Genomic DNA, 25,491 nt, shown 5'->3' on the forward strand with positions numbered 1-25,491 from the left:
TTCCTCCCTTACTGTCCGTTTAACCATTTTTTAATTACTTTTGCAGTACCTTCTACATGTTCCTTCGTAGCATCCTGCACTTGTTCATCTAACGTCGGTTCTTTCGGTTTTTCTGGTTCAGGTTTTGGCTCTGATACTATTTTCTCTTCAGGAATTTCCATAATACTTTCACTACTTGCAGCAACTTCATCTTCTGCTAAGTATTCTTCATATTCCTCTTCTTCTTTCTTTCTCTTACGCCTTGCTAAGAAGAACCATATTAGCAAGGTGAGCGCTAATAAGCCTCCTGTAATTCCACCGATTAACCACCAATTCATACCACTTTCTTCTGGTTCCTTCGGCTTCTCTTCTTTCGGTTGATCAAACTGAACAGTTACCACATTAACTTGACCATTTGTAAAGTTGCCATTTGGATCAGCTTGAAGCCCAGCTGCTGTACCAATTGCTTCTTTGAAAGTTGTCATATCAATTCTTCGTTTTACTAACGTATCATTGTCTACCCATACAACAACATTTGTTTTCGTTAATTCTGGGTGTTTCTTAATCGTTTCAACTGTTTTATCTATTTCATAGTTTTCGATTTTGTTACCATTTTTATTATCGTAGACGATTTTGCCATTTTGATTATTGTTCGTACCGTAGTTTGGCACTTCGCCGTTTGCTGTAATACCAGCACCTTGCTTCGTATCTGCTCCTTCTTGCGCAGTAGAGCTTTCCTCTTGCTCTTGTTTACTACGAAGTACACCTTTATCACCATATTTTTCAGACTGACGTGTAACTTCGTCGTAGTTCACAGATACTTTCGTATTCACTTTATATTCATTTGGCTTAAACATCGTCATTAATGTTGCATCGATGTCCTGCTTTAATTTACCTTCAATTTGGTGTTGCATCTCTACTTCTTTCTCATAAGAAGAGGAACTACTAGAATTTGCTTCATTTGCTCCTTTTGAGATAACACCCTTTTTGCTATCTATAACACTCACTTCTTCGGCTTTCACACCAGGAACTGCCGCACTAATCATTTGCTGTATACCCGCAACTTGATCCGCCGTTAATAGTTGGCCACGTTTCACACCAACCGTAATCGCCGCTGTCCCCTTTGCTTTCTCTTCATCAAAAATTGTCTCTTTTTCAGGTAATGTAATTTGAACATTTGCCGTTTCTATCGCCGCGAAGTTTCTTACAATATCTTGCTCTAATTGCTTTTTCGTACCGACAATTTGCTTCATTTTTTTATCTTGCTCACTTGAACCGAGCGAGCTTTCTAATAAAATTTCCTCACCGCTTTTTGAATTAAACGGTAAGCCCATTCCATTCATTTCTTTTCGAACCCATGGAGCATCATTCTTCTGCACACGAATCGAACCATCAGCTGCTAATTGGTAATCGACACCTAGCTTCGATAATTCTGCTGTAATCTCTTGCTTGTCTGCATCATTTAAATTTTGATATACAACAACATATTTATCTGGCAAGGTGAAGTATAAAAGTGCTCCTGTTACAATTGCTAAAAGCGCAGCACCAATGACTAACTTATGCCACGTTTTTAACGATTGGAAAACATTTCTTAACTTTTCCATTTAAACACACCCGTCCATTTTCCTAAATTTGCATATTAATTAGTGACTTATAATTTTCAATAAGATTATCGCGTACAAGAGCAGCCGTTTTCATTTGAGACTCAGCTTTCTTTTGCTGAATTAAAACGTCATGTGTTTCTCCTACCCCTTTTGTTAGTAAATCATATACCGCTGTTTGCGCATTATTTTGTGTTTGATTCATATCTTCCAATAAATCAATAAACTTTTTCCCCTCAACTACAGATGTTTGCGTGTTTTTCGGTGCACCAATTGACTGAATCGCGCCAAATGGCTGTGTATGTAACATTGGTTGGATTTTCATCTTCCCCTATTCCCCCTCTATCCTCGGCCGATTTCTAAATCTTTATCCAGCATTTTTTTATTCGCATTTAATACACTTGCATTTGCTTCATACATTTTTTGAGCAACCATTACATTCGTCATTTCAGCAGTCACATCAACATTCGGATAACGTACATATCCTTCTTCATTTGCATGCGGATGCGTCGGATCATACACTAAGTTTTCAGTTTTGTCTGCTTCAATACTTTTTATTTTCACTCCGTTAGTAGGTGTACTGTCTAACATATTTGCAAAACTATTATTTGATTCAAGCACTACACTACGGCGCTCATACAAATCTGCCCCCGGAGCTGCTGTTGTATTTGCATTTACAATATTATTTGAAGTAACTTCCATCCACTTTCTCGCTGTCGTTAGCCCTGATCCACTTGCATTAATTGCCTGAAACATCGTTGTCTCTCCTTCTACTATTAACGTCCACGTGCTGCTTGGTTAATTGCGTATTGTGTATTAATCGCATTAATTGAAACACCATATAATTGATTTGTTTTCATTAAATCTAGCATTTCTGTCGTTACATCCACACTATTTCCATCTTTATTCGTTTGCATTGATTTCGTTTGAATCTTTGCATAAGTATTTTTCGTATTTACTGTCGGTAAGTGCATTTCATTCGTTTGATATAAATCTGGATTGCTTTTTAAATCCGCAGCATTACTCTTATATAATGCACTACTTTTATTCATTTTCTCAGCAAATGTAACGTCTTGTGCTTTATAGCCAGGTGTATTCGCATTTGCAATATTACTAGAAACTGTATTTCGTTTCGTCACTAAATAATTCATATAATGGCTTACATCACTCACTAAATCTGGCATACTCCACACCCTTCCTTTTTAACTTATCATTTTGAACATAATGACCCACTGATGGAAGTTTCACTTCATTATTTAATTTCTTATATGTATTTATTAAAATATTAACTATTATGTACCCTTACATATTTTATTCCATTTTTACATTGTTGTCTTTAGAAAAATACAAAAATATAAAAAGAATATAAAAAAACTGTATACGCGTAGTAATCTATATAACATTTCAATATATTTACGACTAGCCGCAACTTATTTTTATATTTTTTACAGTCATAAAATGAAACCTCAACCAGCGGAACTCTTTATCTACATGAAGGAATGGACCCCCTTTTAACAAGAGGAATCCGTTCCCACACTTTATTATTAATATTTACCGTAAAATGAATTTGCTTTCATTCGCCCATCATTTGTCATAATCATTTCTTCCAAAATCTTTTGCTTATCTCGAATATGCTGTGCTGCCTTAATAATGAATGGGCTTACTTCTGCCGCCACTCTCGCGCGCGTTTCTTCATCCAATGTCATCATCCAGCGATTTAACATCGCACTTTTCTCAGCAAACTCTCCATCTGACACTTGCAATTCACCGATTTCATTAAAACAGTCGACAAATGCTCGATAAATATCATTGTTCATTTTCAAGCGCTCCGCGGTAACCGTCTATTAAATCTTGTAACACTTTCACAATCGCATCAATATCTTTCGCTTCACGTGTTACTTTCATCGTTTGAATTTGAACACTAATCCAATCATATAAACCAAATAGACTGTCATATAAATCTTTCGTAATCTCAGGGTTTAATTGAAGCTTTAATTCTTCAAAAATACGTTCTAACTTTTCAAGAAGTGCATCACCTTCTTGTAGTTTAAAAGTATGTAAAAGCTCTTCTAAATTACGAAACTCTACAATGCATCTTTCATAAATAAAAATTGTATTTTTAATCGGATTACTCGTCATAATATCATTTTGCATATAACGTTGCCATGCTTGCATACGATCACTTCCTCAACTTTCATTAATATTAATCATCACTTTTTTGTTTTGTCATTGCTTTAATTGTTTTCAATTGGCTATCTAGCGCTGCTAATGTACTTTCTAGCTTTTGATACTTCTTCACGATTTCATCTTGTTTTTGTAAGTTTTGTGACTCAATGTCTTTTATCTTCTTATCTAAATCACTTACACGTGAATCTATGTTCTTCACACGTTCTCCAACTATACCTTTATCACCGAATAATTTATCAAGTGGTTCTTCCATCATTTTGCCTATACCGTTCGATCCAAAGAAAAATTGTTTCGCTGCATCCGGTTGCTCTTTTAACGCTTTCGTTAATTTTTCGTCATTAACTTCCATCGTTCCATCTTGCTTTAACTGAATACCGAATGAGAATAAGTAATTACCATCTTGAGAAAATGTTACGACATTATTCATCGCTTGGCGTACACTTTGCATAATCGTTTGCCCTTGGAAAGCTCCACCTTTCCCAGCAAAAATATCTACTGTAGAAACAGCCTTATTATAATCCGCAACCATCTTTTTAATAACATTTGATGCATCTGTTACGTTTGAGTCACTTACTGTAAACTTCAGTTCTATCCCTTTTGCTTTCGCCCCTGTTGTCTTTGGATCAATTTCTATCTTTTCTCCATCTGGCTTTTCTTCTACTTTTTCCTCAGTTACTTTTAATAATTCGATTTTCACACCAGGAAGAGCTTCAATTGTATTAGTAGAACTATTACCTGCTATACCATTAATCGTATATTCAGCATTTTGCGCACTATTGATTTCGTGAAGCGCTACGCCGTCATCATTTGCTAAACCTATTTTTTGAAACAATGAAGATTTGTTCCCCTCAAAATTAATTACTCCATCTTCGCCTTCTTTTTTTGAGGTCATAAAAATTTTATTCCCAAGTGTATATGCTGATACGCCGTAATCTCCATCATTAATTTTATTAATTAAATCTTTATATGTCATATCAGATGTTACTTTTAGTTCTTTACCACCTAGTTTTAATGTTTCATCACTATTAATCTTGGCATCTATATTTTCAATTCGGTCAGAAGCTATTTGATGACGCTGCGCAAGCTTTGTAACCGTCATATTGAAAGTTCCAGCGATCGCACCACCATCAGCTTTTACATTAATATAACCGTCTTGTGATGTTATTACCTTTTTTTCATTCCCTTTAAAAGCCGCTAAGTTTTTAAATGTTTGCGTGAAAGAACTAAATTCTGATTTTAAACTTGTATATAAAAGTTTATCTTGTGAAAGGCTATTCTTTTCGTTTGTATACGGCGTTTTTCTCATATCTAGCGCATTCATTTCTAATTCAACGAAATTAGAAGTATCGATCATGTTATTACCGAGGTTCCAAATCTGTTGTCTACCGCCAATACCTGTTAACGTTCCTGCCATATTTCTCACTCCTTATTACTTACATGTAGTCTAAAATACTCGTTTTACTCATCGTACTAACCGCTTTAAGCGTCGCTTCATACGTCGCATTAATATAGGCCAAGTCAGAAATTGCTACCGCTAAATCAACATCTTCAATTTCTTTACGATTTTCTTGAAGAGCTAAATTTTGTTCACTTAAAATGGTCTTAAACGTATCTACAGTGTTCATCGTTGCACCTACTTCTGTTGTACGATTAATAACACTATCCAAGTTTTTCTTATTTTCCGCTAAAAACGGTTGTAACGCCTTTTGATCACCACTTTGCATCACGTCTTTCATCTTAACTAACGTTTGAATAGCAGGAGTTAGTAAGTTCTCGCCATTACGAAATGCTTTAATTTCATAACCATCATTTAGCTTCCACATTACATCTTTTTCGCCACCTTGGTATGTCCCATCGTCCGCAAATGGAGGCTTCTCTGCACTATCTCCACCAAAAAGATAGCGACCTTGCTCTTTCGTATTCGCTAAATATACAACTTGTTTTAAAATTTGATCGATTTCAGCACCGATTGCCTTTAATTCTTTTTCACCATTCGTCCCATTTAACGCTTGCACTGTTAATTGATCCACTCTCGTTAAAGACTTCACAATACCTGTCAATGTATTTTCTGTCTGACTTAGCACATTTCTAGAATCCGCTATATCTTTTTGCATTTGTTCAATATTCGCCAATGAATGTTGAATTGCGAATGATTTACTTGCTGCAAGTGGATCTTCACTCATAAGAAGATTTTTCTTGCCTGAAGTTACTTGATTTCGATGATATTGCTGTTGCACATTTAAATCCATTAACTGATTCTTTGCCCAGTTTGCATTTTGAAATGTAGATACTCTCATTTCTATCTCCTCCTTACTTATTTTCAATCAATTACTATTCCCTATCGGATAATCGAAAACAGACTATCAAACACTTCATTCATCGTAGAAATAGCTTTAGAGTTTGCTACGAAGTATTTTTGGAAAGCCATTAAATTTACCATTTCCTCTTCCATATTCACGCCTTCGACACTCATCTTTTCTTGCTGAATACCTTCTAATAAGTCTCCATGAATTTTTTGATAACCATTCACTTCACTTTTATCGGATGCTACCTTAACGATGAATTGGTCTAATGCTTTTTTATATGAAAGACCTTCTTTATAATCATCATCTGTAATTCCTGCCAGTTTATTTGCAGTTTCAGCAGATATTTTCATTTTCGAAAAATCATTCGCAAATTGGGGATTTAACTTCAACTCTTTCGCATATTCTCCAACGAAGAAATCTTTTCCCATCACTGTATTTACTTGATTTTTCACTGAATTCATTAAGTCTTCCAAGTTTTTCTTATAACTAGCAATCTGCCCTTTCGTATCAATTGCTGATTTTATTGCACCACTAGTTAAAGAAATTTCTGAACCGTAAATTTCAACAGACATTGGTTCTTTCGTTTTATTTAATTGGAGCGGATATGCATCTTGTCCATTTACTGTTAAAACGCCATTCATTCTAACACTTGCCATATTAGGATTCATAGATTCGTATGATACTTCTATATTGGCGTACTTTGACATTTCTGTAATGATACGGTCACGTTCGTCTAAAAGTTGATTCGGTACTTGTGTACCAGCTTGTCCAATTTTTTTATTTGCTTCTGCTAAACTAGCAGCAAGACGATTAAATTCATTTACATGTGCTTCAATATCTTCTGTCGTCTGCGCTTCTACTGAATCTAAATTTTTCGCAAGTTTATTTACCTGACTTGTAAACTTCCCAGTTTCAGAAATTAATGTATCGTAATAGTTTGATTGATCCGGATTTTTTGCCACTTCCCGAAAAGCATTAAAGAATCCGTCCATTAAACTAGATAGTGAATTTTTCCCTGTCGTTCCTGCCATAGACTCTACTCGTGATAAAACTGAATTCTTATAATTATAGTAAGCGAGCTGAGATAATTGGTCGTTAAACTGCTTCGTCTTCACTTCATCTGTAATACGATCAACACCTAACGTTTGTACACCATAACCAATTCTCTGCCCTGGCGTATGCCCATTACTCGCTCCTACAGAACCGAAATTCACTGCTTGACGCACATAGCCCGGTGTATGAATGTTAGATAAGTTTTGTTTCGTCGTTTGTAATCCCATTTGTGCCGCTAACATACCCGATAACGGGGTATTATAATCAGATAATCTCATAACGCTTCACTTCCCCTTTACAATAGTTCGTTCATAAAGATTTGCGAATTATTGTTTCGTTCTAAGTTATATTCAGAAACGGAATCCACAATACTTTCTGTAGTTTTTAATAGTACGTTTAAGTAATATTGATTTTGCAAAAGAATCATTTTTACATTTCCTTCTAATTCAGTTATGTTTTTTTGTAATTTTTCCATTTTTTTAATTTCTTCTTGAGAAAAATACGAAAATAGGGCACTTACGCGTAATGATTCCACTCCCTGTTCTTTACAAAACTGAACAACCATTTCTTCAAATGAACTCGATAATTGCTTTAAACCATCAATGTACTGCAATTGCTCTACTTGCAGTTTTTGAACTGCATTTACATTTTTATTCTTTAAATTCTCATATATTTGTTCTCCAAGCATTTGAATATTTTCATATGCTTTTTGAATAATAACGAGCTTTTCATATAATTGGATATACATATGGATTCCTTCCCTTTTATAAGACTAAATTTACAATTAAACCGTGGATCTCTCCAATTTGATTTAACATTTCTAAATGTCCCGTTTTTGTATTAATTAAATTCATAACATCTTCTAACTCATTCAATCCCATTTCTGCCTGTTTAACAATCGTCATTTTCTGGGAATATCCATAACGCGGATGACGAGACATGACATCTTTATATTGCAATACATGATCAACATAAAAATTCAAAAATGATTTTACTGTATTTTTGTATTCCATTACGTTATCAAGTGTTAATTCCATTTCAATTTTCTCTTTAATTTCTCCAATATTATCCACAAATGCTTCCATTTGTTCTAACAATTTATTTTTTTTCGGATCTGCATGCAAATTATCCGAAAATGCAAGTCCTGTCCTGACATTTGCTTCTTTCGGCATTTGAGTAGCAGGCGGTATATGCGATAAAATTGGATTATGCGAGATAGAACGTAGCATATATATCACCTATTTATTTTTTTATTTCTTCCTAAAGTTAATCGTAAAATCTAGTTATTTATAATTATACTCTGAACACTAATATTTTGCAGTTATTTTTTATAGAAGATATGTTACAATTTAGCATGAGGTGGCACAATTCTATGAATATTTTTCTTTGTGGTTCAAATCAACTAACAGCATTAGATCAAGAGGAAATTAAAAAATTTTTAACTGACTATGCTCATAAACATAAAATTTACATATTATGTTACAAATCTATTGAAAATGAGGTACTTCGTTTTTTCGTCGAGAACGAACGACTCGCTCAAAATTTATGCCTTTACACACTACAACCGTTACAAGCTGTAACAGATGAATTTCAAGAAATCGTCGATTATTTAAAAACACATGGAGCCGAGTATGTTGCTTTTGATCATCCTTCCGACTCTATTTTCCGATCAGATTATATGTTTTTTGTTAAACAAATTATTGAAGATACCGATTTAGTTCTCTGTTTTTATAACGGAGACAAACATACATCTGTCATTCCCGTTGATATTGCAAAAGAAGCCGGGATTGATGCTGTCATTTATGATTTACCAGGTTTACATGAAAAGCAAATGAAAAAAAGCTTTGAACAAAAAATTCGTATGATGTAAAGGGGGCGGCACAATATCGTTATTGTGCCCATTGTAAATATGATAATTGAACAAGATTATGATCATTTTATCGCGAGTTTTAAACAACAATTCAATATGGATATCGCTTCGTATAAACAAGATAGAATGCGCCGTAGAATCGATGCTTTTATTTCAAGAAAAGGCTTTGAAAACTACACTATCTTTTTAAGTACTTTACGTGTCGATCAAATCTTATTTTTAAGTTTTATTGACTATATTACAATTAACGTTTCAGAGTTTTTTAGAAATAAAGAACGTTGGCAAACGTTAGAATCGAAAGCACTTCCAAAATTACTCGAACAAAATAACGGAAAATTAAAAGTATGGAGTGCCGCTTGCGCTGCTGGTGAAGAACCATATACACTCTCTTTAATCTTATCGAAACATCTATCTCCATTTCGCTATGAAATACTAGCAACGGATCTTGATTTTCATATTTTAGAGACTGCAAAACGCGGTCAATATACGGAACGTTCTTTAAAAGAATTACCTAGCGATTTGAAAGAGCGTCATTTCACAAAAGAGGATGATATATATTCATTGCATCAAAACATGAAGCAAAACGTCACGTTCAAACAACATGACCTGTTAATGCAGTCGTTCGATACAAATTACGATTTGATTATTTGTCGTAATGTAATGATTTACTTCACAGAAGAAGCAAGAGTCAAACTGTATGAAAAGTTTAGCCGTTCTTTACGAAAAGGCGGTGTACTATTTGTTGGTAGCACAGAACAAATTTTAACACCCGAACGATTCAATCTTCAGCGCTTTGATACATTCTTTTATGAAAAAATATAGAAAAAACAGGGTGAACTCACCCTGTTTTTTTGTGTTTTTTCACCAAAATCATAATGAGGAATTGCGGGATTATATTCAAAAAACTAACTAATAGTAATAATTGATACGGCGTAAATGGTTTGAAATACCCCCGGTGCCATCTAATCCCAAACTCACTTTCCATCTTGTATAAAAAAATAATATGAAATAATTACAGATAGTATATTCCCTATAATAAAAGGAATTGTATTGCTAAAAAGTTTAGAGAAAAAAGCAAGAATCGAAGTCCCTATCAGCATGATTACATAACCGAGCATAGATCCTTTAGTAAAGTCTTGGTACATTGAAAAATAGACAAAAGGAAAGCAGTATAAACAAACTATTAGAATCGTAACGATTAACTTCCTCACAGTTTCGCCCCCTTTTTTGATTACATTCCACTCATAGTATAATTTTACACTATGAGTGGAAAATTATAAGAGCACACTATCATATAGTTTAAAACCAGTTCTAAAAAAATAAATAATATGACTTTCTAATAAACATATAAAAACCCCGAATCACGTGACTTTTTTCATGTCCACAATTCGGGGTTCCGTTCATTTTCTTATATAACTCGAATTAAAATAATACAAACAACCCATATAAAGAGAAAAAGAAACGTCATTGACCATTTATGTTCTTGCATCGTTTGTTTCAACGCCTGTGATAATTGTGTCATATTCATTTCTGCAAGTGCTCTCCATACACTTACATCCCGCTCTTTAGCCGTACGATCTGTAACGCTTATTAAAATGGTTTCGTTAGACAATTTCGTTATATACGCAGTAATAACCGTTACCATTAAATTTATATTTCCTTCCGATGAATCACTCTCCACGCTAGAAAGGAGTGCACTTACATCTAGTAACGGAATCTGCACTTTTCTACCAAATGATAGTTGTACTTCAGCGAAATCATACGTTCCATCTAACAAAGGCAGTTCTTTTATATGCGCTTGTTTCACAAGCCCTTGCAAGCTTCTCATTATTTGTTCATATATTTTTTCAGTTTGCTTTCCTTCTCCAGATAACGTGTGTAACTTTTTAAAAAGTTGCAACACTGTATCCATCTCTTTAGAAAGCATTTCTTTCACAATCTTTCCGTCACCTAAACTAGCAAGTAAAATTCCGATTTCATTATTTTTCATAATGATTTTGGAATGCCCAGTAAACACTAGATTACTACGTTTTCGTTCTTTCTGAATCTCATGTTCGGAAATAGCTGCAGGCTGTTTTAATGGTTGTAGCGTCTTATTTTCAATTGTCGTACGTTTAATTTCCATTTAAGCGCCTCCACTACGGTGAAATAATTAGCCCCATTCTTTATTACTCTTTAAAACTAAAAACAGTACGAGTAACCCTGACATAATCGCAAACACATTAGAAGCTTGTACTCCTTGTTCGCTATTGTCTTCTTTTTTCTTTTGTGGTTCTTCTATTTGTTCTTTCTTTTTCGAAATGACTCCATTGTCAATTCTACTTTTTTTCTCTATTTGAGCCTTCCCATCACTTACTTCCTTTTGGTCCTCAAGTGGCTCTTTTAGAGGTTCTTTTATAAAATTGTTTATTTTCTCCTCTTGCTTCGGAATTTGAACAACTGAAGGTTTTTCTTCCTGTAGCGGGATCTCTTCTTTGGAGTCTTCCTGCTCCTCAGGTTCTTTCTTATCTTCTAATTTATCTTCATTCTCTCGTTCTTCTACCTTTTTATCCTCTTCTGTTTTTTGCTCCAAAACAGAAATGATATACCCACTTTCCTCAACCAATTTATTGCCGGCCGCATCTACTACCTCTACAAATAGTTCGTATGTCCCAATTGGCAACACATCCGTTATTTCAAATACCTTTTGCCATTCCATATCGCGCTTATTGTAATCTAATAAAATTGTAATCTCTTTACTATCTTTCCCTTTTAACGTAACTCGAACTTCTTTCACAACCGACTCTGCGTCTACCGCCTTCACTCGTACATGTATAGGATCGCCTTGTTTTCGTTCAATTACGTTATCCTTCGCCTCGTCAACAGTAACTTTATGCAACTTCGGCAACTCTGTATCTATTGTTGGTGTTTCATTATTTATACGAATAAGAGGAACTTTCACTTCATTTTCTAAGAGCTCTTCTTTCTCATTTTCTTTATAACTTTGAACGAGCTGCAGGTTCCAATCACCTTGTAAATCAAAAATCCCGACCTTATAGTTAGCAATCCATCGCTTCGTTTCTTCTTCATAGTTAAAAGATATCATTCTTTCTTGCTCATACGGATTGCTGTTTTTTGGCAACCGTAACATACCTTTTATACTTTGAATATTTTTCTCTTTTGGCTCTACAATAATCCGCACTTCTTCGCCAACCTGTAATTCTGGCTTATTTACTGTAATAACCCCTTGATCCGTTTCTATCTTTTTTTCGGTTTCTTGTTCATTGTTTGCTTCTTGTTGTTCCTCTTTATCTCGCTTCATTTCCACTTGCTCTGGCTGTTCTTGAACTTCCTTGTTTTCTTCTTGCACATTCACTTCATTTATTTTTTGCTCTGGCACATTTTGCTCTTCCGCCTGACTTTGCAGCGGGAAGAGCAAGTACACATGTATGCATAGCCAGCAAATTAGAAAAAACTTTATGCTTTTCATCTACTATTTCAACGCCTTATAGTGATTTCGTCACTTTTACTCCGAAAAATCCATCTACATTTACAAGTTCACCATACGCCACCAATACATCATTTACATAAATTCGAATTGGTTCATCAATGTCTTCATCTAATACAACGGCTTCATTTTCTTGTAAACTTAATATATCTTGAATGGTTTTCACTGTACTTCCAAATACAAATTTCACATTCATTTCTACATTTTTTAGGATGGATGTATCCATGTACACTGGTTCAATTTGTTTCACTTCTTTAAATTCAATAGGTTGTACAACAGGTTCTACAATCTCTTCTTCTATTTCTTCCTCAGCAATCTCTTCTTCCGCTTCCACCATTGGATATAACAGTCGTCTTACCATTTCCTTCGCTTCAGAAATCGGTAAAATTTGATACATTTTCGATTGAAGCAGGTCGCCAATTTCAAGATTGAACGTAATTTGAACAAGCTCGTCCACTTCCATCGCTTCTCCCAAATATTCCATTTCTTCTTTTAATGTAACAAATTTAACGTCTGGCGGCGTCATATCCATCTTCTCTTTAAACATTTCTGACATCGCTGTTGCAGCATGCCCCATCATTTGGTTCATGATTTCTTTAATACCGCTCAGCTCTAATTCACTAAGCTCTTTCTCCGGGTCAATCTCTCCTGTTCCCATCATCATTAAATCTACCATTGTCAAAGCAACATCTTTCGTAAATACGAATACGTTCTCATTCTTTAAACCTTCAACAAAATCAACATTTAAAATAACAAAAGGAACCGGTACTCCGTCATAATGACGCACATTAATTGCTTCTACATTTGGTGTACTAATCGAAACTGGTTGATTTAAAAGCGTTGATAATACCGTTGAGGCTGAACCGATTGAAATGTTCGCAATTTCCCCGAGTACATCTTTCTCTTCTTGCGTTAGCTGCTCTTTTTCGGCATGTTTTCCTACAATCTCAGCTTCCACTACTTCTGCTGGCTCTTGCTCTTGCTCTTCCACTTCACCAGACAATTGTAGTAATTTATTTATCATCTGTTTCGTATGTTCAACTGAAACAATTTGTACAAGTTTAGAGTTTACAAGATTATCTATTTTAAGGTCGAACGACACTTTAACAATCATATTATTTCCAGTTATTCCAGAGATTTTCTCCATCTCTTCTGATAACTTTACAACTTTAATTGTCGGAGGAGACATGTCTACTGTATCTTGGAAGAATTCCGACATAGACGTCGCTGCGAATCCCATCATTTGGTTCATCGCTTCTTGTACAGCACTTAACTCTAATTCACCAAGCTCTTTCCCTTCTTCCACTTCACCTGTCCCCATCATCATTAAATCAGCAATCGATAAAGCAACATCTTGCTGAAGGACAAGTAAGTTCTCCATATCTAGCCCTTTTGTAAAATGAATGTTTAATACAACATGAGGAACCTCAACATCACTTGTATCATATAAGTCCACTAACTCTACATGAGGAGCAGTTATACTTACTTGCCTATTTAAAATTGTTGATAATACTGTCGAAGCTGAGCCAAATGATATATTTGCGATTTCGCCAAGAATATCACATTCTTGAGGCGTTAAAAGCTCCTTTTCTTTATCTAGCACAATTGTGCTCGTATCCCCTTTTGTGTGTTGCTCAGGCATTTTCCCTGCCTCCTCATTTTTGTTTTTCTATCAAATGAATACACTTTAACTCATTATAATTTTAACAAACTTCCTACACTTATCATGAACATGCATTTGTTTCCATTTATATATTAATTTTCTCATATTTGTATAGTTAACCAAAAAGCTCCCCAATTGCATACAAGTGGGGAGCTTTCCTTCATTCCTATTATAAACCTTCTGGGTTTAAAATGAGGACCACTCGTCCATCGCCGAGAATCGTCGCGCCAGAGAAATAGTTCGAACTATCTGCAAAAAAGTCGCCTAATGACTTTAAAACTATTTCTCTTTGACCGATAATTGTGTTTACAATAAGTCCATAGCTACGATGTGTATTACGAACAATTAACACAGGAACCATTTGACTATCATATGACCCAAACGCCTCATCTACTGTTTTTTCACCAAATACAGTACTTAAATGCTTCACTTCAATAATTTGATCACGATAGTTTAACACGTCTTTTCCTTGTACGGATTGGATGTCTTCTCTCTTAATTCGAATCGCTTCGACAATGTTACCAAGAGGTAGAGCATAGCGCGTGTCATTTGTTTGAACAAGCATTGATTGAATAATAGATAATGTTAACGGAAGCTCAATTCTAAATGTACTTCCTTTTCCTTCCTCTGAATCAATAATTAAATGCCCACCTAGACTATGAATTGTATGCTTTACAACATCTAATCCAACCCCGCGCCCTGAAAGATCCGATACTACTTCAGCTGTACTGAATCCCGGTTGGAAAATGAGATCATACACTTCACGATCTGTTAATTTATTTGCCTCAGATTCTGTTACAACACCATTTTTAATCGCTTTTTCTAATACTTTTCCTTTATGAATACCATTTCCGTCATCCGTAATTTGAATAACGACATGATTTCCACTATGAAACGCTTCTAATTTAATCGTACCTGTCTCATTTTTTCCTGCATCACGACGTTGTTCAACAGTTTCTACCCCATGATCAATCGCATTACGAATTAAATGAACGAGTGGATCACCGATTTCATCAATTACAATTTTATCTACTTCAGTGTCTTCACCTGTAATTTGTAAATCGATTTTTTTCCCTAAATCTTTCGCTAACATACGTACCATACGCGGGAAACGATTGAAAACAGTTTCTATCGGTACCATACGCATATTTAATAGTACATTTTGAATATCTTTTGAAATATCGCCTAATCGATTTAAATGCTCAATTAACTCCTTGTTTTGAATCGTTTGTGCCAATTCATCAATACGCCCACGTTCAATTACACTTTCTTCAAACATATTCATTAATCGTTCAATTTTCTCTAATTGAACACGAATGGAACGATTCTCACCTTTAGCATTTTTCGTTTTTGCAGCGCTTTTCGTTGGCGTAGCACTTGCTGGTTGCTTCGCTGCCTCAATAGGGGCTTCGACCTGCGTAACTACATCCGATTGGATCATTTCTTCTACTTGCACAACTTCTTCTGTAGCAAACTTCGAATCTACTTCCTGTAAAGATTCTCCTTGTTTCACTACTACTTTCTCAATTTCAGAAACGTGAAGCACTACCTGTTTTAATTCTTCTACACTACAATCCGTATTCATAAATACTGTGAACTCAAATCCGAAAGCATCCGCTTCGATTTCTTCAATACTAGGAACCGTTTTTTGTATATCACCTATATTTTGCAGTGCTTCAATACACATAATGGCACGTACTGCTTTTAAAATAGCTTGCTGTTCAACGGTTATATGCACTTCATGCGAAACTGCATCATCTTTGTTTATAGACTCTTGTTCTACATGTTCCGCACTGGTTTCTACATTTCCGTTCAATAGCGCTTCTAATTTATTTTTCGTTGAGACTACATCAATATTACCCATTCCGCCTTGCTGCACATCTGCAACCATTTTCTCTAAATTATCAATGCACTCAAAAATCACATCAATAATATCCGCATGTACTACTATATTCCCATGACGAATTTCATCTAAAACGTTTTCCATTTTATGCGTTAAATCCGCCATTTCCGTAAATTCCATACTCGCAGACATACCTTTGAATGTATGGGCTGACCGGAATATCTCTCCTACTACACCCATATCAGCAGGATTTTGTTCTAAAATTAGCACATTTTCATTTAGCGACTGTAAATGTTCTTCCGACTCTTCAAAAAATATATTTAACAGATCTGTTTGCATTTTCATCCCCTACCTGTCTAACAAACATTTCATTCATGTATAACAATTTAGTGTTTTAAAACGAGAAAAAAGGGGGCCACACATCTACCCGTTATCACTGTTTTGATTCCTTGTGGCACCCCTTTTATATTAGCTATTTGCTACTTTTGTTAAAGCTTCGATTACGCGATCTGCTTGGAATGGCTTTACAATAAAGTCTTTTGCTCCGCCCTTAATTGCATCTAATACCATACCTTGTTGTCCCATTGCTGAACAAATAACAACCTTTGCACTTGAATCAATTTTCATAATTTCTTTTAACGCTTCAAGTCCATCCATTTCTGGCATAGTAATATCTAATGTTACAATATCAGGTTGAAGTTCTTTATATTTTTGAATCGCTTCTACTCCATTCTCTGCTTCTCCGATAACCTCAAATTCAGAATTACTTTTTAATAAGTTTTTAATCATCGTTCGCATAAACATTGCATCGTCTACAACTAAAATTTTATGTGCCATTCTATTTGGTTCTCTCCTTCTATGTATAAATATATCTTAATATTTCACCTTATCATTCTCACTCATTATACAAAATAAAACGATAAAATTTAATATTTTTTTAAAAGAATTTCTGTATTTTTATTATTTTATTACTAAAATAAAAATATACTATTCTTTAATATAAATGACAACGCGACGGTTTTTCTCCCAATTTTGCGGTGAATCATTTGGTACGACTGGTTTTGTGTCTGCATATCCGACCGCAGCTAACCTTTTATCCTCCACATTATACACTTCAATTAAATGGTGGATCATATTAGCCGCCCTCGCTGAAGATAATTCCCAATTAGAAGGGAACTTCTCGTTATGAATCGGCCTACTATCTGTATGCCCTTCCACAACAATCGGGTTTGGTACAGATTGAAAAAATCCGACTAATTGACTAATGATCTCTTTTGCTTCAGGTTTAACGTTCGCATCACCCGTATCAAATATTAAATTATCTACTATAACGACGCTCACTCCTGTATCTTCTCGGTATACATTCACTTGACTAATACCCTTACTATCTACATATGCTTTTAACTTTTTGTACAAGTCATCCATTCGCTTTTTTGAGATCATTTTTTCATCATTTTTTTCATGTGAAATATCTGGTATTGTATTTTCCATTACTTTTGCATCAACTTGCTCCACGTCACTAAACTTTTCAAGCATCTTTGATAATTTTACTGTATCTTGCTTTGATGTAGCAACTAGTAATACAAAGAAAGTTAATAATAACATCGTTAAATCTGTAAAAGTCGTCATCCAACGAGGCGATCCCTTTTGCGGTCGTTTCATCATAACCATAACACTCCTTGCAATATTAGGCTGCTCGTTTTACTTTTTTCATCTTTGTTTCATATACATATGTATCTAGTTTCAACTTTAATTTAGAAGGAATTTGTCCACGATACAATTCTGAAATTGCTTCAATAACAAACTTCTTCTCTGTATATAAATCTTCAATACCACGATACACTTTTTCAGCAAGAGGGATTGCAATCATATTTGCAAGTACTGATCCATACAATGTCGTTAACATCGCAACTGCCATCCCTGTACCAATTTGCGATGTGTCTTGCAAGTTTTGAAGCATAATAATAAGACCGATTAAAGTCCCTATCATGCCCCAAGCTGGAGCGAAATCACCAATTTTATCTAATAATGTCGCTCCCTTTCTTAACTCATACACTTCCGTTTCAACATCTTTCATTAATACTTCTTTTAATTCCTCTTCATCATAACCACTTAACATAAGTTGAATTCCTTTTTGAATAAAAGGATTGTCTACTTGCTCCCCATCAACTTCCAAAGAAAGCAATCCGTGTTTTTTAGACTTTTTCGAAAAATCAACAAACAAATCCGTTAACTGTTCTAAATCTTCTTCTCTTCTATGTAAAACAGTAAAAATACTTTTCGTATATTTTTTTATTTCTCCAAATCGATACGCCACAACAATTGTCGCTGTAGTTCCCCCTATGACAATTAAAATAGATGAAACATCTAAAAAGTTTTTAAAAGCTTTTATTCCGCCGCCGCCAATCATAATTGCAGCTATTACTATGGCAAAACCTACTATAATGCCAACTGGGCTAGAAATGTCAAACTTCCTTTTTCTTCTGTGTGGTCTAGCAAATCCTTGATTTTCGTCTCCCATATTCCTGCCCTTCCCTTTTCATTTTTTCAAAACATTTTTTTATTTTAATAATGCGTTTTCACATATAATGTTTATTATACGCTTACCATCTATTTATCGCAATATACTCATGAAATTGACACATTTCATTTCTATATTAGAATTATAGTATGGAAATACTAGGAGGATCACGATGGAACATAACATTTTACAAGTCATTGCACTAGCAGAAAAACTAAAATATGAAATGCGACATAGCTGGCTTTCTAACGGACGTCAAGAAAGTGTTGCTGAACATACGTGGCGCATGTCTCTAATGGCCATTTTAGTTGAGCCTTATTTAGATCAAAAAGTAAACATTGAAAAATTACTTAAAATGGTTATTATTCACGACCTAGTCGAAGCTGAAGCTGGTGATATTCCTGCTTTTGATACAATGAATAGTCATGAATTACAATTACAAAAACAAAAAAATGAGCAAGAAGCCATTTTAAATATTAAACGAACATTAAAAGGTTCTCTCGGTCAGGAATTATATGATTTATGGATGGAGTTTGAAGCGAAAGAAACGTACGAAGCAAAAGTAGCTAACGCCCTTGATAAGCTTGAGGTGAAAATTCAGCATAACGAAGCTGATATTGATACGTGGCTACCAATTGAGCATAAAATGACATTCCAAGTAGCAAAGCATACAAACTTTGATTCTTTCCTATCTAAATTACAAAAAATCATCGAGCAAGACGGAGAAAAGAAATTATTAGATGCCGGCATTGACGTTGAAGCTTGCAAACGATAATGAAAAGACACTCAATATGAGTGTCTTATTTCATTATTGTTGATATAGCCTGCTTGTAAATAAGCTGTTGTTTTCCATCAACTAACATTAAAACGGTAAATTTGTCTATCGCAACAATTTCTCCTACTATTCTAACGCCACTCTTTAAAAAAATTGTAACAATACCTTTTTCTTCTTTTATTTGTTTATATAGCTCTTCTTGTAAATGTTCCAAATACTTTTCTCTCCTTTCCGCAAAATATCTTAATATAAAAAACTAAAAATTATTTATTTATGTACTTTATCTTTTACATTCATAAACTTATTAATAAGTATATCTAAATCTTTGCTAAATAACAAAACTTTATCATGTTCCAATCCGTGTCTAGCAACAAGTTGGATTAGCTCTTTCTTTTTGTTTTCTATTTTATTGTGTAATTTTCTCATCTCCATCTCTTTACTAAAACTCCCTTTTCCCATAATATTACTTGTAAAATTATAGTACAAATTCTCTCATAAAAAAATGGTTTTTTTTACAATTTTTATATTTTTTTATGAACAAATCGCAAAATATGTAACGATTCATTCACATATCCCTAGCTAAACATACAATCAAAATGACCATACAGGCGTTTGTCTAATTATAAAAAAGACTGGCTCTTTTTCCATACAAAAAACATACTGTATACAGTAGTCCATGAATTATATAGATTAACTTACTCAAAAGGAGGAAAACATATGAGCTATGGTGGAAGTTGCGCTGGTTTCGGCGGTGGATTTGCTTTGCTTATCGTACTATTCATCCTTCTAATTATCATCGGATGTAGCTGTTGGGGTGGCGGCGGATACGGATACTAATATATCCTATCCTTAACAAATGAACGAAAAACTATACGAAAACAGCTCATATTTGAGCTGTTTTTTCATACTTTCGTATGAAGTATTATCCCTCTTTTTTGTGATTTCAACTCATAAAAAAACGTTTACTATGAAATAAGAAACATTTTTACTGAGGAGGATTACAATGATTAAAGGTCTTTACGAAGCACATTTACCTGTCCGTAACTTAGGGATATCAATATCTTTTTATGAATCACTCGGACTGAAATTATATAAAAGAGGAGATGATATTGCTTTCTTTTGGATTAAAGAGAATGAAAGTTGGCTCGGCCTTTGGGAAGGCACAGAATACAAAGTTAATTATCATCCCTCTTTACGACACATCGCCTTTCAAGTAAGCTTACATGATTTAGAAAATGCGATACATTGGCTAAATCAAAAAGGAATTTCAGCACGAAAAGACTTTGGAATGGAACCAATTGAGCCAATTGTTTTTCCAGAATTAGCACATGCCGCCGTATACTTTAACGATCCTGATGGAAATAGTTTAGAATTGATTGCACAATTACCTGTTGGACTCCCTACAGAGGAGAAAGTGTATTTAAGCGAATGGAAAAAACAAGTTCAAGCATCATCATTACATAAGGGTTAATCTTTTTATGTCAGTTTCTTATTCCGCGCTTCTTAAAACAAATACTAACTTCAAAAAACTATTTTATGGGCAAACGTTAAGTGTACTCGGAGATTGGTTTCATACAATAGCTTTATTAACATTCGTCTATAGCATAACGGAATCTCCGTTTATGATTGCACTCACCTTTATAAGTAAAAGTTTGCCCCAACTTCTTCTTAGCCCTTTCATAGGAGGCGTTGTAGATCGTTTTTCTAAAAAGAATATTATGATTTTTACCGATATTACACGGGGCATTCTAATCCTTACATATTTATTCGCAAGCTATAAAATTGAGATTATTTTCATTGCTAATATATGTTTATCTATACTTTCTTGCTTATTTGAGCCGGCTAAACAAGCAACCTTAAAAAATGTCGTACACCAACATCATTTCGTAACCGCTAACTCTCTTTCTAGTACAATGAATGGTTTTATGTCTATTATGGGGGCTTCTTTAGGCGGGATACTTGTACAATCTTTACATATTGAATCCGCTTTTTTAGTAAATAGCCTTTCATACTTTATTTCAGCCTATTTTATTTATAATATGAGTGTCCCTACTCATGATACTTGTAACGAAAAGAAAGCATTTTTTACTGATATAAAAGATGGTTATACATACATATTACAAACAAAAATCATTTTAACGTTAATTCTTGTTGGCATTTCATGGGGCATGATTGGCGGCGCTTATCAGCTACTTTTAACGATCTATGCCGAAAGAATTTTCCACACGAATATTGGAATTTTATATACAGTTCAAGGGGGTGGGCTTATGATTGGGAGCCTCCTCGTTAATCTTTATATATCTAAAAATGAAGAAAAAATGAAAAAAATATTCGGTTGGGCCTACTTCCTACAAGGAGTTTTCTTTCTCGGATTCATTTTGTCCGATCAACTTATTATCGGTATCATTACATTGCTCTGTATGCGTATAGCAGGAGGAATCATCGTTCCACTTGATACGACATTACTTCAAACTTACACGAAGGACAATATGATAGGTAAGTTTTTTCATTCCATTATTCCATTTACGGATCTCTTATTCAGTTATCCATGTTTTTTACAGGAGCGCTTTTAGAAATTCTTTCCCCGCAAGTTATTGGTACCTTGCTAGCTATATGCTGTATTTTTGTTAGTTTTATATGGCTGTTCTTGTTTTATCGCGGAGATTTCAATAACGAATCTATTAATAGTCGATAGATTTTGATTCCATTCATTATTTGGTTAAAAGGCGCTATATGTGAATACTATTTGAAAAGAAACTAAATCTTTATATTAAAATATAAATAAACTTGTGAAAGGTTGCACTTAAATGATAAACTTCAACTAGTTAAACTTGATTAAATAGGAGGACTATTTTGGGAATCACATTCATTTTCATATGTATTATTTTAGTAGCTTCTATTTTACAAACAAGTACAGGTTTTGGCTTTTCTATTATGGCAACACCTTTCTTACTCATGCTATTTCTACCACAAGAAGCTATACAAATAAATATCATTTTATCATTAATTATTTCCATATCACTCATCTGGAAAATAAGAATGGACATTGATTTTATTCTACTGAAAAGATTAATTTTCGGAAGTATAGTTGGTGTTCCTTTTGGTATTTTAATTTTCATTTCCATTAACATTAACACATTTAAATTAGCAATTAGCATCCTACTCTTATTATTAACGTTGATGCTAATATGCAACTTTAAAATTAAATCAACAAAATCTAGAGATTTCATAGTTGGCGGATTATCCGGTCTTTTAACGACAAGTATCGGTATGCCAGGTCCTCCACTGTTACTTTATTTTACAGGAACTGATACGAAAAAAGAGAAGTTAAGAGCAACTACTTTAGCTTTTTATCTATTCATATATTTCATTAGTCTACTAACTCAAATACTCTTTACTGGCACAAACAAAACAATTTGGGAATCAAGTTTTTATGCTATTCCAATCGTATTTCTAGGTTTGTATATAGGTCAAATTATTTTTAAATGGCTTAATCAACGGATTTTTAAAATATTTACGTACATCCTTTTGAGTTGTACAGGTATGTATCTTCTTATTGAAAGTTTGCATTTATTATAGAAGGTGCTTTAGATAGTGCAATAATAGATAGGTTCAAACGAAATTATTACTGCATTTTTAAGTGCGACGGGGCATTCCATATCAAAACTCACATGACTTTATTACCAGTTTACAATTAGCAATAATCGTTCTTTCATAAGACAAATATTTTGAATCGGATACTAAATAAAACGATAAAAAGCGGCTATTGCGCCGCTTTTTACATTAAATATTTTATAAAGCAAAGACCTGCACTTACTATCACAAATATATTAAAGAATAAGAAAAAACCTTTTTCAACATCTGTATACTTTTCTACTTTTACTCCTCGTTTTTTTAACTCCATAACTATCATTGCAACTTCACGTGCATCCTCAATACTTCCAAATTGTATATGAGTGTTATTATATTTAATCTCAAAGACATTTTTCATTTTTTTATGTTGTGAAATGGATTGTATATCTTCTATTGGCATGCTGTGTTCATTTGTTTTTTTAAAATAGCAATCTAATCCTTTCATAATCACTCTCTTATTTGTTAACACGATATAATAATAAAAAGTAGCTCCTACGTAATATATATTTGGTATGACTTTATTATTTGCCATATACCCTTCATTTACTAACAGTTCCTTCTCAATTTCTTCACCTGTTTGTAATTCGTTGCGAATGGATTCTTTTATCATTTGTAAAGTTAATTTTTTTAGTAATTCTCCATTTCTGACATAATACTTATCTATATTTATAGAATCATTCGCTTCTTTCTCTAAGCGTGCAATTTCTTCCTCTGAATATTGGAGCTCATTTAACATCGATAATAATCTTTTATCCATATTACACACTCCCTTTCCACAGTTTTTGAAGTTTTTTCTTCCCACGAGAAATTCGATTGTATATATAATCCGCCGTTACTTTTAATTCTTTTGCAATATCGTCAATGGAATATCCATCAATATACCTCTTTAAAAAGATATATCGATCTTTCTTATTTAAATCTTGGACTATTTCCATAATTTCTTCTTGTTCTATTTCATACCTATCATGGACACTTGCATCTATTTCTACGTCTTTATCAATTTTATTCTCTTTGTACACTTTCTTTTTATATTCCAATGCCTTTAATTTAGTAATACCAATCATCCAAGATTTTAAGTTTCCCTTTTCTGTATCAAATTGGTCGATATGAAACCAAATGACAGTAAATACATCGTTATAACAATCATCCACATATTGTTTCTCCATAGGGGTACTTAATGATTTATGAATAATGTACAAAATTAATTTTCCATATTGATCAATCACTTCTTTCAAAGCATCTTGATCATGTTTTTTCATAGCTATAATTAAATCCTCTTCAGAATTGAAAATCATAAGCATCTTCCTTCCTCAGTTCCCCTTTAGCAGCTGCCTTTACTTACTATTGGTATTTCATTCTCATTTTCTATCACTTTTGTAAAAAATTCTTAATTTTTATTTCTATGTATATGATAACAAACAAAATACCTAAGTTCAGAAAGAATATACGGCTTTCTGAACTTAGGTATTACAATAAAACTTCATTTCTACCTCAAAAAAAGCAGACCTGCATACAGGTCTGCCTTTTACTCATTTCTTATTAAATCCTTTTTCACTTAAAAATTCTTTCATATGCATTCTTTTTTCTTTAGCCATAAACGAACTCATTGATTCCGTCCATGTTACGTTCTTCTTATTTGATGATCTTTCTTTGTAATACGAACTCATCGTTTCATCGTATTCGTTTAATAATTCATCGTATTTCTTTTCATCATACCCATTTTCATGAAGGATTGCAGCTACTGGTAAACGTGGTTTCACTCCATGATTTTCATCTGGTACACCGACTGTCATTCCGAATACAGGATATACTTTATCAGGTAAAAGAAGTAATTCACTCACTTCTCTTGGATTATTACGAATACCACCAATGTAACAAATACCGTATCCTAACGATTCTGCTGCTAGCGTTAAGTTTTGCGTGAAAAGTGAAGCATCTACCGTCGCAACGATAAAGTCTTCCACTCCTTCATGCTTTATTTCTGTACCATGTTTTTCACATGCCATTTCAAGACGTTTTAAATCCGCACAACAAACAAAGAATGCTGCGCAGTCTTTCACGTGACGATTTCCAGATAACTCTGCTAGTTTAGCCTTTAGATCTTGATCGGTTACATATATAACAGAATACGCCTGTACAAAATGCGAGGAAGCAGCATGCTGCGCAGCTTGCACCATTCTTTCTACTACATCTTTCGGAATCGATTCTTCTTTATATTTACGAACTGACACGTGTTGCTCCATTTTATGTATAATCTCATTCATGAAAAACACTCCTTTTTTCTCTTCATAATGAAAAATTAACATATCTTTTTCAATATTCACAACTTATAAGCACAAAAAGAGCAATTCTTTTTGAATTGCTCTTTTTAAAATATATATTAGTACGGTAAATGAAATTATATCGACGATAATTTCAATATATCAACGATTTTTCGAATATATCGACGATTCGACAAGGGATATCGATGGTGTATAAAAGTATGTGTAAACATTTTTAGGAAAAAAATAAGGCAAAGTACCCCCTAGGTTTATCCAGAACCTAAAATGAAAGGAGACTTTGCCTCATGCCTA

28 protein-coding genes and 2 pseudogenes are annotated in these 25,491 nt (G+C 33.9%); 7 read left to right on the plus strand and 23 right to left on the minus strand.

What is annotated here, in order from left to right:
* Window positions 1-8: 8 nt before the first annotated feature.
* The 11 genes and pseudogenes from fliF to ACTFOB_RS15410 all read right to left on the minus strand — a co-directional run bounded on the left by fliF (window position 9) and on the right by ACTFOB_RS15410 (window position 8,355).
* Window positions 9-1,583 (minus strand): flagellar basal-body MS-ring/collar protein FliF, encoded by a 1,575-nt coding sequence (gene fliF, locus ACTFOB_RS15360; RefSeq protein ID WP_440027084.1) that lies wholly within the window; start codon window positions 1,581-1,583, stop codon window positions 9-11.
* A 22-nt stretch (window positions 1,584-1,605) separates the two neighbouring features.
* Window positions 1,606-1,905: a flagellar hook-basal body complex protein FliE gene (gene fliE, locus ACTFOB_RS15365; protein WP_000701666.1), complete on the minus strand. Its 300-nt coding sequence runs from the start codon at window positions 1,903-1,905 to the stop codon at window positions 1,606-1,608.
* Window positions 1,906-1,922: 17 nt separating this feature from the next.
* Window positions 1,923-2,336: a flagellar basal body rod protein FlgC gene (gene flgC / locus ACTFOB_RS15370; RefSeq protein ID WP_440027082.1), complete on the minus strand. Its 414-nt coding sequence runs from the start codon at window positions 2,334-2,336 to the stop codon at window positions 1,923-1,925.
* Window positions 2,337-2,356: 20 nt separating this feature from the next.
* Window positions 2,357-2,828 (minus strand): annotated as a pseudogene (gene flgB, locus ACTFOB_RS15375) (flagellar basal body rod protein FlgB).
* A gap of 296 nt (window positions 2,829-3,124) precedes the next feature.
* Complete coding sequence (locus tag ACTFOB_RS15380) at window positions 3,125-3,397, minus strand: flagellar biosynthesis protein FlgG (RefSeq protein WP_440027080.1); 273 nt, start codon at window positions 3,395-3,397, stop codon at window positions 3,125-3,127.
* Window positions 3,387-3,755: a flagellar export chaperone FliS gene (locus ACTFOB_RS15385; RefSeq protein WP_088231118.1), complete on the minus strand. Its 369-nt coding sequence runs from the start codon at window positions 3,753-3,755 to the stop codon at window positions 3,387-3,389. Before ACTFOB_RS15385 ends, ACTFOB_RS15380 begins: the two co-directional genes overlap by 11 nt.
* Window positions 3,756-3,783: 28 nt before the next feature.
* Window positions 3,784-5,181, minus strand: coding sequence for a flagellar hook-associated protein 2 (locus ACTFOB_RS15390; protein ID WP_440027077.1), 1,398 nt, complete (start codon window positions 5,179-5,181; stop codon window positions 3,784-3,786).
* A 19-nt stretch (window positions 5,182-5,200) separates the two neighbouring features.
* Window positions 5,201-6,064: a flagellar hook-associated protein 3 gene (locus ACTFOB_RS15395; RefSeq protein WP_440027075.1), complete on the minus strand. Its 864-nt coding sequence runs from the start codon at window positions 6,062-6,064 to the stop codon at window positions 5,201-5,203.
* Window positions 6,065-6,105: 41 nt separating this feature from the next.
* Entirely contained in the window at window positions 6,106-7,404 is a 1,299-nt protein-coding gene (gene flgK, locus ACTFOB_RS15400; protein WP_440027073.1) for a flagellar hook-associated protein FlgK, read from the minus strand.
* 17 nt (window positions 7,405-7,421) lie between these two features.
* Entirely contained in the window at window positions 7,422-7,874 is a 453-nt protein-coding gene (locus ACTFOB_RS15405; RefSeq protein ID WP_440027071.1) for a hypothetical protein, read from the minus strand.
* A gap of 16 nt (window positions 7,875-7,890) precedes the next feature.
* The gene (locus ACTFOB_RS15410; RefSeq protein ID WP_440027069.1) at window positions 7,891-8,355 is read right to left on the minus strand and encodes a YaaR family protein; all 465 of its coding nucleotides are present in this window, start codon (window positions 8,353-8,355) and stop codon (window positions 7,891-7,893) included.
* A 143-nt stretch (window positions 8,356-8,498) separates the two neighbouring features.
* Here ACTFOB_RS15410 and ACTFOB_RS15415 point away from each other — a divergent pair, with 143 nt between their 5' ends.
* Together ACTFOB_RS15415 and ACTFOB_RS15420 are read left to right on the plus strand one after the other, a co-directional pair.
* Window positions 8,499-8,996, plus strand: a complete 498-nt coding sequence (locus tag ACTFOB_RS15415) for a flagellar motor switch protein FliG (RefSeq protein WP_440027067.1) — start codon at window positions 8,499-8,501, stop codon at window positions 8,994-8,996.
* 39 nt (window positions 8,997-9,035) lie between these two features.
* Window positions 9,036-9,818, plus strand: coding sequence for a CheR family methyltransferase (locus ACTFOB_RS15420; RefSeq protein WP_440027065.1), 783 nt, complete (start codon window positions 9,036-9,038; stop codon window positions 9,816-9,818).
* Window positions 9,819-10,404: 586 nt separating this feature from the next.
* Here ACTFOB_RS15420 and ACTFOB_RS15425 read toward each other — a convergent pair.
* The 7 genes from ACTFOB_RS15425 to ACTFOB_RS15455 all read right to left on the minus strand — a co-directional run bounded on the left by ACTFOB_RS15425 (window position 10,405) and on the right by ACTFOB_RS15455 (window position 18,510).
* Window positions 10,405-11,121, minus strand: coding sequence for a hypothetical protein (locus tag ACTFOB_RS15425; RefSeq protein ID WP_440027063.1), 717 nt, complete (start codon window positions 11,119-11,121; stop codon window positions 10,405-10,407).
* Between the two features lie 27 nt (window positions 11,122-11,148).
* Window positions 11,149-12,465: a transglycosylase gene (locus tag ACTFOB_RS15430; protein WP_440027062.1), complete on the minus strand. Its 1,317-nt coding sequence runs from the start codon at window positions 12,463-12,465 to the stop codon at window positions 11,149-11,151.
* A 16-nt stretch (window positions 12,466-12,481) separates the two neighbouring features.
* Complete coding sequence (locus ACTFOB_RS15435) at window positions 12,482-14,125, minus strand: flagellar motor switch protein (RefSeq protein WP_440027060.1); 1,644 nt, start codon at window positions 14,123-14,125, stop codon at window positions 12,482-12,484.
* Window positions 14,126-14,315: 190 nt separating this feature from the next.
* On the minus strand, window positions 14,316-16,328 hold the full coding sequence (locus tag ACTFOB_RS15440) for a chemotaxis protein CheW (protein ID WP_440027058.1): 2,013 nt from the start codon (window positions 16,326-16,328) through the stop codon (window positions 14,316-14,318).
* Between the two features lie 129 nt (window positions 16,329-16,457).
* On the minus strand, window positions 16,458-16,826 hold the full coding sequence (locus ACTFOB_RS15445) for a response regulator (protein ID WP_000940577.1): 369 nt from the start codon (window positions 16,824-16,826) through the stop codon (window positions 16,458-16,460).
* Between the two features lie 150 nt (window positions 16,827-16,976).
* Complete coding sequence (locus tag ACTFOB_RS15450) at window positions 16,977-17,654, minus strand: OmpA family protein (RefSeq protein WP_440027056.1); 678 nt, start codon at window positions 17,652-17,654, stop codon at window positions 16,977-16,979.
* A gap of 22 nt (window positions 17,655-17,676) precedes the next feature.
* A complete protein-coding gene (locus tag ACTFOB_RS15455; RefSeq protein ID WP_440027054.1) occupies window positions 17,677-18,510 on the minus strand; it encodes a flagellar motor protein MotP in 834 nt (277 codons plus the stop codon).
* Window positions 18,511-18,682: 172 nt separating this feature from the next.
* On the opposite strand from ACTFOB_RS15455, the gene ACTFOB_RS15460 reads away from it, so the two are divergent.
* Window positions 18,683-19,285, plus strand: coding sequence for an HD domain-containing protein (locus tag ACTFOB_RS15460; RefSeq protein ID WP_440027052.1), 603 nt, complete (start codon window positions 18,683-18,685; stop codon window positions 19,283-19,285).
* 25 nt (window positions 19,286-19,310) lie between these two features.
* Here ACTFOB_RS15460 and hfq read toward each other — a convergent pair whose 3' ends face one another.
* Entirely contained in the window at window positions 19,311-19,499 is a 189-nt protein-coding gene (gene hfq / locus ACTFOB_RS15465; RefSeq protein WP_098093065.1) for an RNA chaperone Hfq, read from the minus strand.
* Window positions 19,500-19,552: 53 nt separating this feature from the next.
* Window positions 19,553-19,771 (minus strand): aspartyl-phosphate phosphatase Spo0E family protein, encoded by a 219-nt coding sequence (locus ACTFOB_RS15470; protein ID WP_440027050.1) that lies wholly within the window; start codon window positions 19,769-19,771, stop codon window positions 19,553-19,555.
* A 231-nt stretch (window positions 19,772-20,002) separates the two neighbouring features.
* Between ACTFOB_RS15470 and ACTFOB_RS15475 the strand changes: the two genes are divergently transcribed.
* The 4 genes and pseudogenes from ACTFOB_RS15475 (at window position 20,003) to ACTFOB_RS15490 (ending at window position 22,864) form a co-directional block, all read left to right on the plus strand.
* Window positions 20,003-20,122, plus strand: coding sequence for a YjcZ family sporulation protein (locus ACTFOB_RS15475; RefSeq protein ID WP_000120179.1), 120 nt, complete (start codon window positions 20,003-20,005; stop codon window positions 20,120-20,122).
* Between the two features lie 166 nt (window positions 20,123-20,288).
* A complete protein-coding gene (locus ACTFOB_RS15480) occupies window positions 20,289-20,756 on the plus strand; it encodes a VOC family protein (protein ID WP_440027048.1) in 468 nt (155 codons plus the stop codon).
* 7 nt (window positions 20,757-20,763) lie between these two features.
* Window positions 20,764-21,980, plus strand: a pseudogene (locus ACTFOB_RS15485) (MFS transporter).
* A gap of 158 nt (window positions 21,981-22,138) precedes the next feature.
* Window positions 22,139-22,864 carry a sulfite exporter TauE/SafE family protein gene (locus tag ACTFOB_RS15490; protein ID WP_440027046.1) on the plus strand — a complete coding sequence of 242 codons (726 nt, stop codon included), beginning with the start codon at window positions 22,139-22,141 and terminating at the stop codon, window positions 22,862-22,864.
* Between the two features lie 199 nt (window positions 22,865-23,063).
* Here ACTFOB_RS15490 and ACTFOB_RS15495 read toward each other — a convergent pair whose 3' ends face one another.
* The 3 genes from ACTFOB_RS15495 to nfsA all read right to left on the minus strand — a co-directional run bounded on the left by ACTFOB_RS15495 (window position 23,064) and on the right by nfsA (window position 25,182).
* Window positions 23,064-23,675 (minus strand): PH domain-containing protein, encoded by a 612-nt coding sequence (locus ACTFOB_RS15495; protein ID WP_440027045.1) that lies wholly within the window; start codon window positions 23,673-23,675, stop codon window positions 23,064-23,066.
* 1 nt (window position 23,676) lies between these two features.
* Entirely contained in the window at window positions 23,677-24,219 is a 543-nt protein-coding gene (locus tag ACTFOB_RS15500) for a sigma-70 family RNA polymerase sigma factor (RefSeq protein ID WP_440027044.1), read from the minus strand.
* A 228-nt stretch (window positions 24,220-24,447) separates the two neighbouring features.
* Complete coding sequence (nfsA, locus tag ACTFOB_RS15505) at window positions 24,448-25,182, minus strand: oxygen-insensitive NADPH nitroreductase (protein WP_440027042.1); 735 nt, start codon at window positions 25,180-25,182, stop codon at window positions 24,448-24,450.
* Window positions 25,183-25,491: the final 309 nt, after the last annotated feature.

Source organism: Bacillus cereus group sp. MYBK79-1, from assembly GCF_051915365.1.
Lineage (GTDB): Bacteria > Bacillota > Bacilli > Bacillales > Bacillaceae_G > Bacillus_A.

Coding starts and splice junctions, on each gene's coding strand:
- ACTFOB_RS15410 (WP_440027069.1), bottom strand. CDS start 8,355: ATGCTACGTTCTATCTCGCATAATCCAATTTTATCGCATATACCGCCT.
- ACTFOB_RS15420 (WP_440027065.1), top strand. CDS start 9,036: ATGATAATTGAACAAGATTATGATCATTTTATCGCGAGTTTTAAACAA.
- ACTFOB_RS15460 (WP_440027052.1), top strand. CDS start 18,683: ATGGAACATAACATTTTACAAGTCATTGCACTAGCAGAAAAACTAAAA.
- ACTFOB_RS15395 (WP_440027075.1), bottom strand. CDS start 6,064: ATGAGAGTATCTACATTTCAAAATGCAAACTGGGCAAAGAATCAGTTA.
- ACTFOB_RS15440 (WP_440027058.1), bottom strand. CDS start 16,328: ATGCAAACAGATCTGTTAAATATATTTTTTGAAGAGTCGGAAGAACAT.
- ACTFOB_RS15425 (WP_440027063.1), bottom strand. CDS start 11,121: ATGGAAATTAAACGTACGACAATTGAAAATAAGACGCTACAACCATTA.
- fliE (WP_000701666.1), bottom strand. CDS start 1,905: ATGAAAATCCAACCAATGTTACATACACAGCCATTTGGCGCGATTCAG.
- ACTFOB_RS15390 (WP_440027077.1), bottom strand. CDS start 5,181: ATGGCAGGAACGTTAACAGGTATTGGCGGTAGACAACAGATTTGGAAC.
- ACTFOB_RS15405 (WP_440027071.1), bottom strand. CDS start 7,874: ATGTATATCCAATTATATGAAAAGCTCGTTATTATTCAAAAAGCATAT.
- ACTFOB_RS15430 (WP_440027062.1), bottom strand. CDS start 12,465: ATGAAAAGCATAAAGTTTTTTCTAATTTGCTGGCTATGCATACATGTG.
- ACTFOB_RS15475 (WP_000120179.1), top strand. CDS start 20,003: ATGAGCTATGGTGGAAGTTGCGCTGGTTTCGGCGGTGGATTTGCTTTG.
- ACTFOB_RS15435 (WP_440027060.1), bottom strand. CDS start 14,125: ATGCCTGAGCAACACACAAAAGGGGATACGAGCACAATTGTGCTAGAT.
- ACTFOB_RS15495 (WP_440027045.1), bottom strand. CDS start 23,675: ATGGATAAAAGATTATTATCGATGTTAAATGAGCTCCAATATTCAGAG.
- ACTFOB_RS15445 (WP_000940577.1), bottom strand. CDS start 16,826: ATGGCACATAAAATTTTAGTTGTAGACGATGCAATGTTTATGCGAACG.
- fliF (WP_440027084.1), bottom strand. CDS start 1,583: ATGGAAAAGTTAAGAAATGTTTTCCAATCGTTAAAAACGTGGCATAAG.
- nfsA (WP_440027042.1), bottom strand. CDS start 25,182: ATGAATGAGATTATACATAAAATGGAGCAACACGTGTCAGTTCGTAAA.
- ACTFOB_RS15455 (WP_440027054.1), bottom strand. CDS start 18,510: ATGGGAGACGAAAATCAAGGATTTGCTAGACCACACAGAAGAAAAAGG.
- flgC (WP_440027082.1), bottom strand. CDS start 2,336: ATGTTTCAGGCAATTAATGCAAGTGGATCAGGGCTAACGACAGCGAGA.
- ACTFOB_RS15380 (WP_440027080.1), bottom strand. CDS start 3,397: ATGAACAATGATATTTATCGAGCATTTGTCGACTGTTTTAATGAAATC.
- ACTFOB_RS15385 (WP_088231118.1), bottom strand. CDS start 3,755: ATGCAAGCATGGCAACGTTATATGCAAAATGATATTATGACGAGTAAT.
- ACTFOB_RS15500 (WP_440027044.1), bottom strand. CDS start 24,219: ATGCTTATGATTTTCAATTCTGAAGAGGATTTAATTATAGCTATGAAA.
- ACTFOB_RS15450 (WP_440027056.1), bottom strand. CDS start 17,654: ATGATGAAACGACCGCAAAAGGGATCGCCTCGTTGGATGACGACTTTT.
- ACTFOB_RS15480 (WP_440027048.1), top strand. CDS start 20,289: ATGATTAAAGGTCTTTACGAAGCACATTTACCTGTCCGTAACTTAGGG.
- flgK (WP_440027073.1), bottom strand. CDS start 7,404: ATGAGATTATCTGATTATAATACCCCGTTATCGGGTATGTTAGCGGCA.
- ACTFOB_RS15415 (WP_440027067.1), top strand. CDS start 8,499: ATGAATATTTTTCTTTGTGGTTCAAATCAACTAACAGCATTAGATCAA.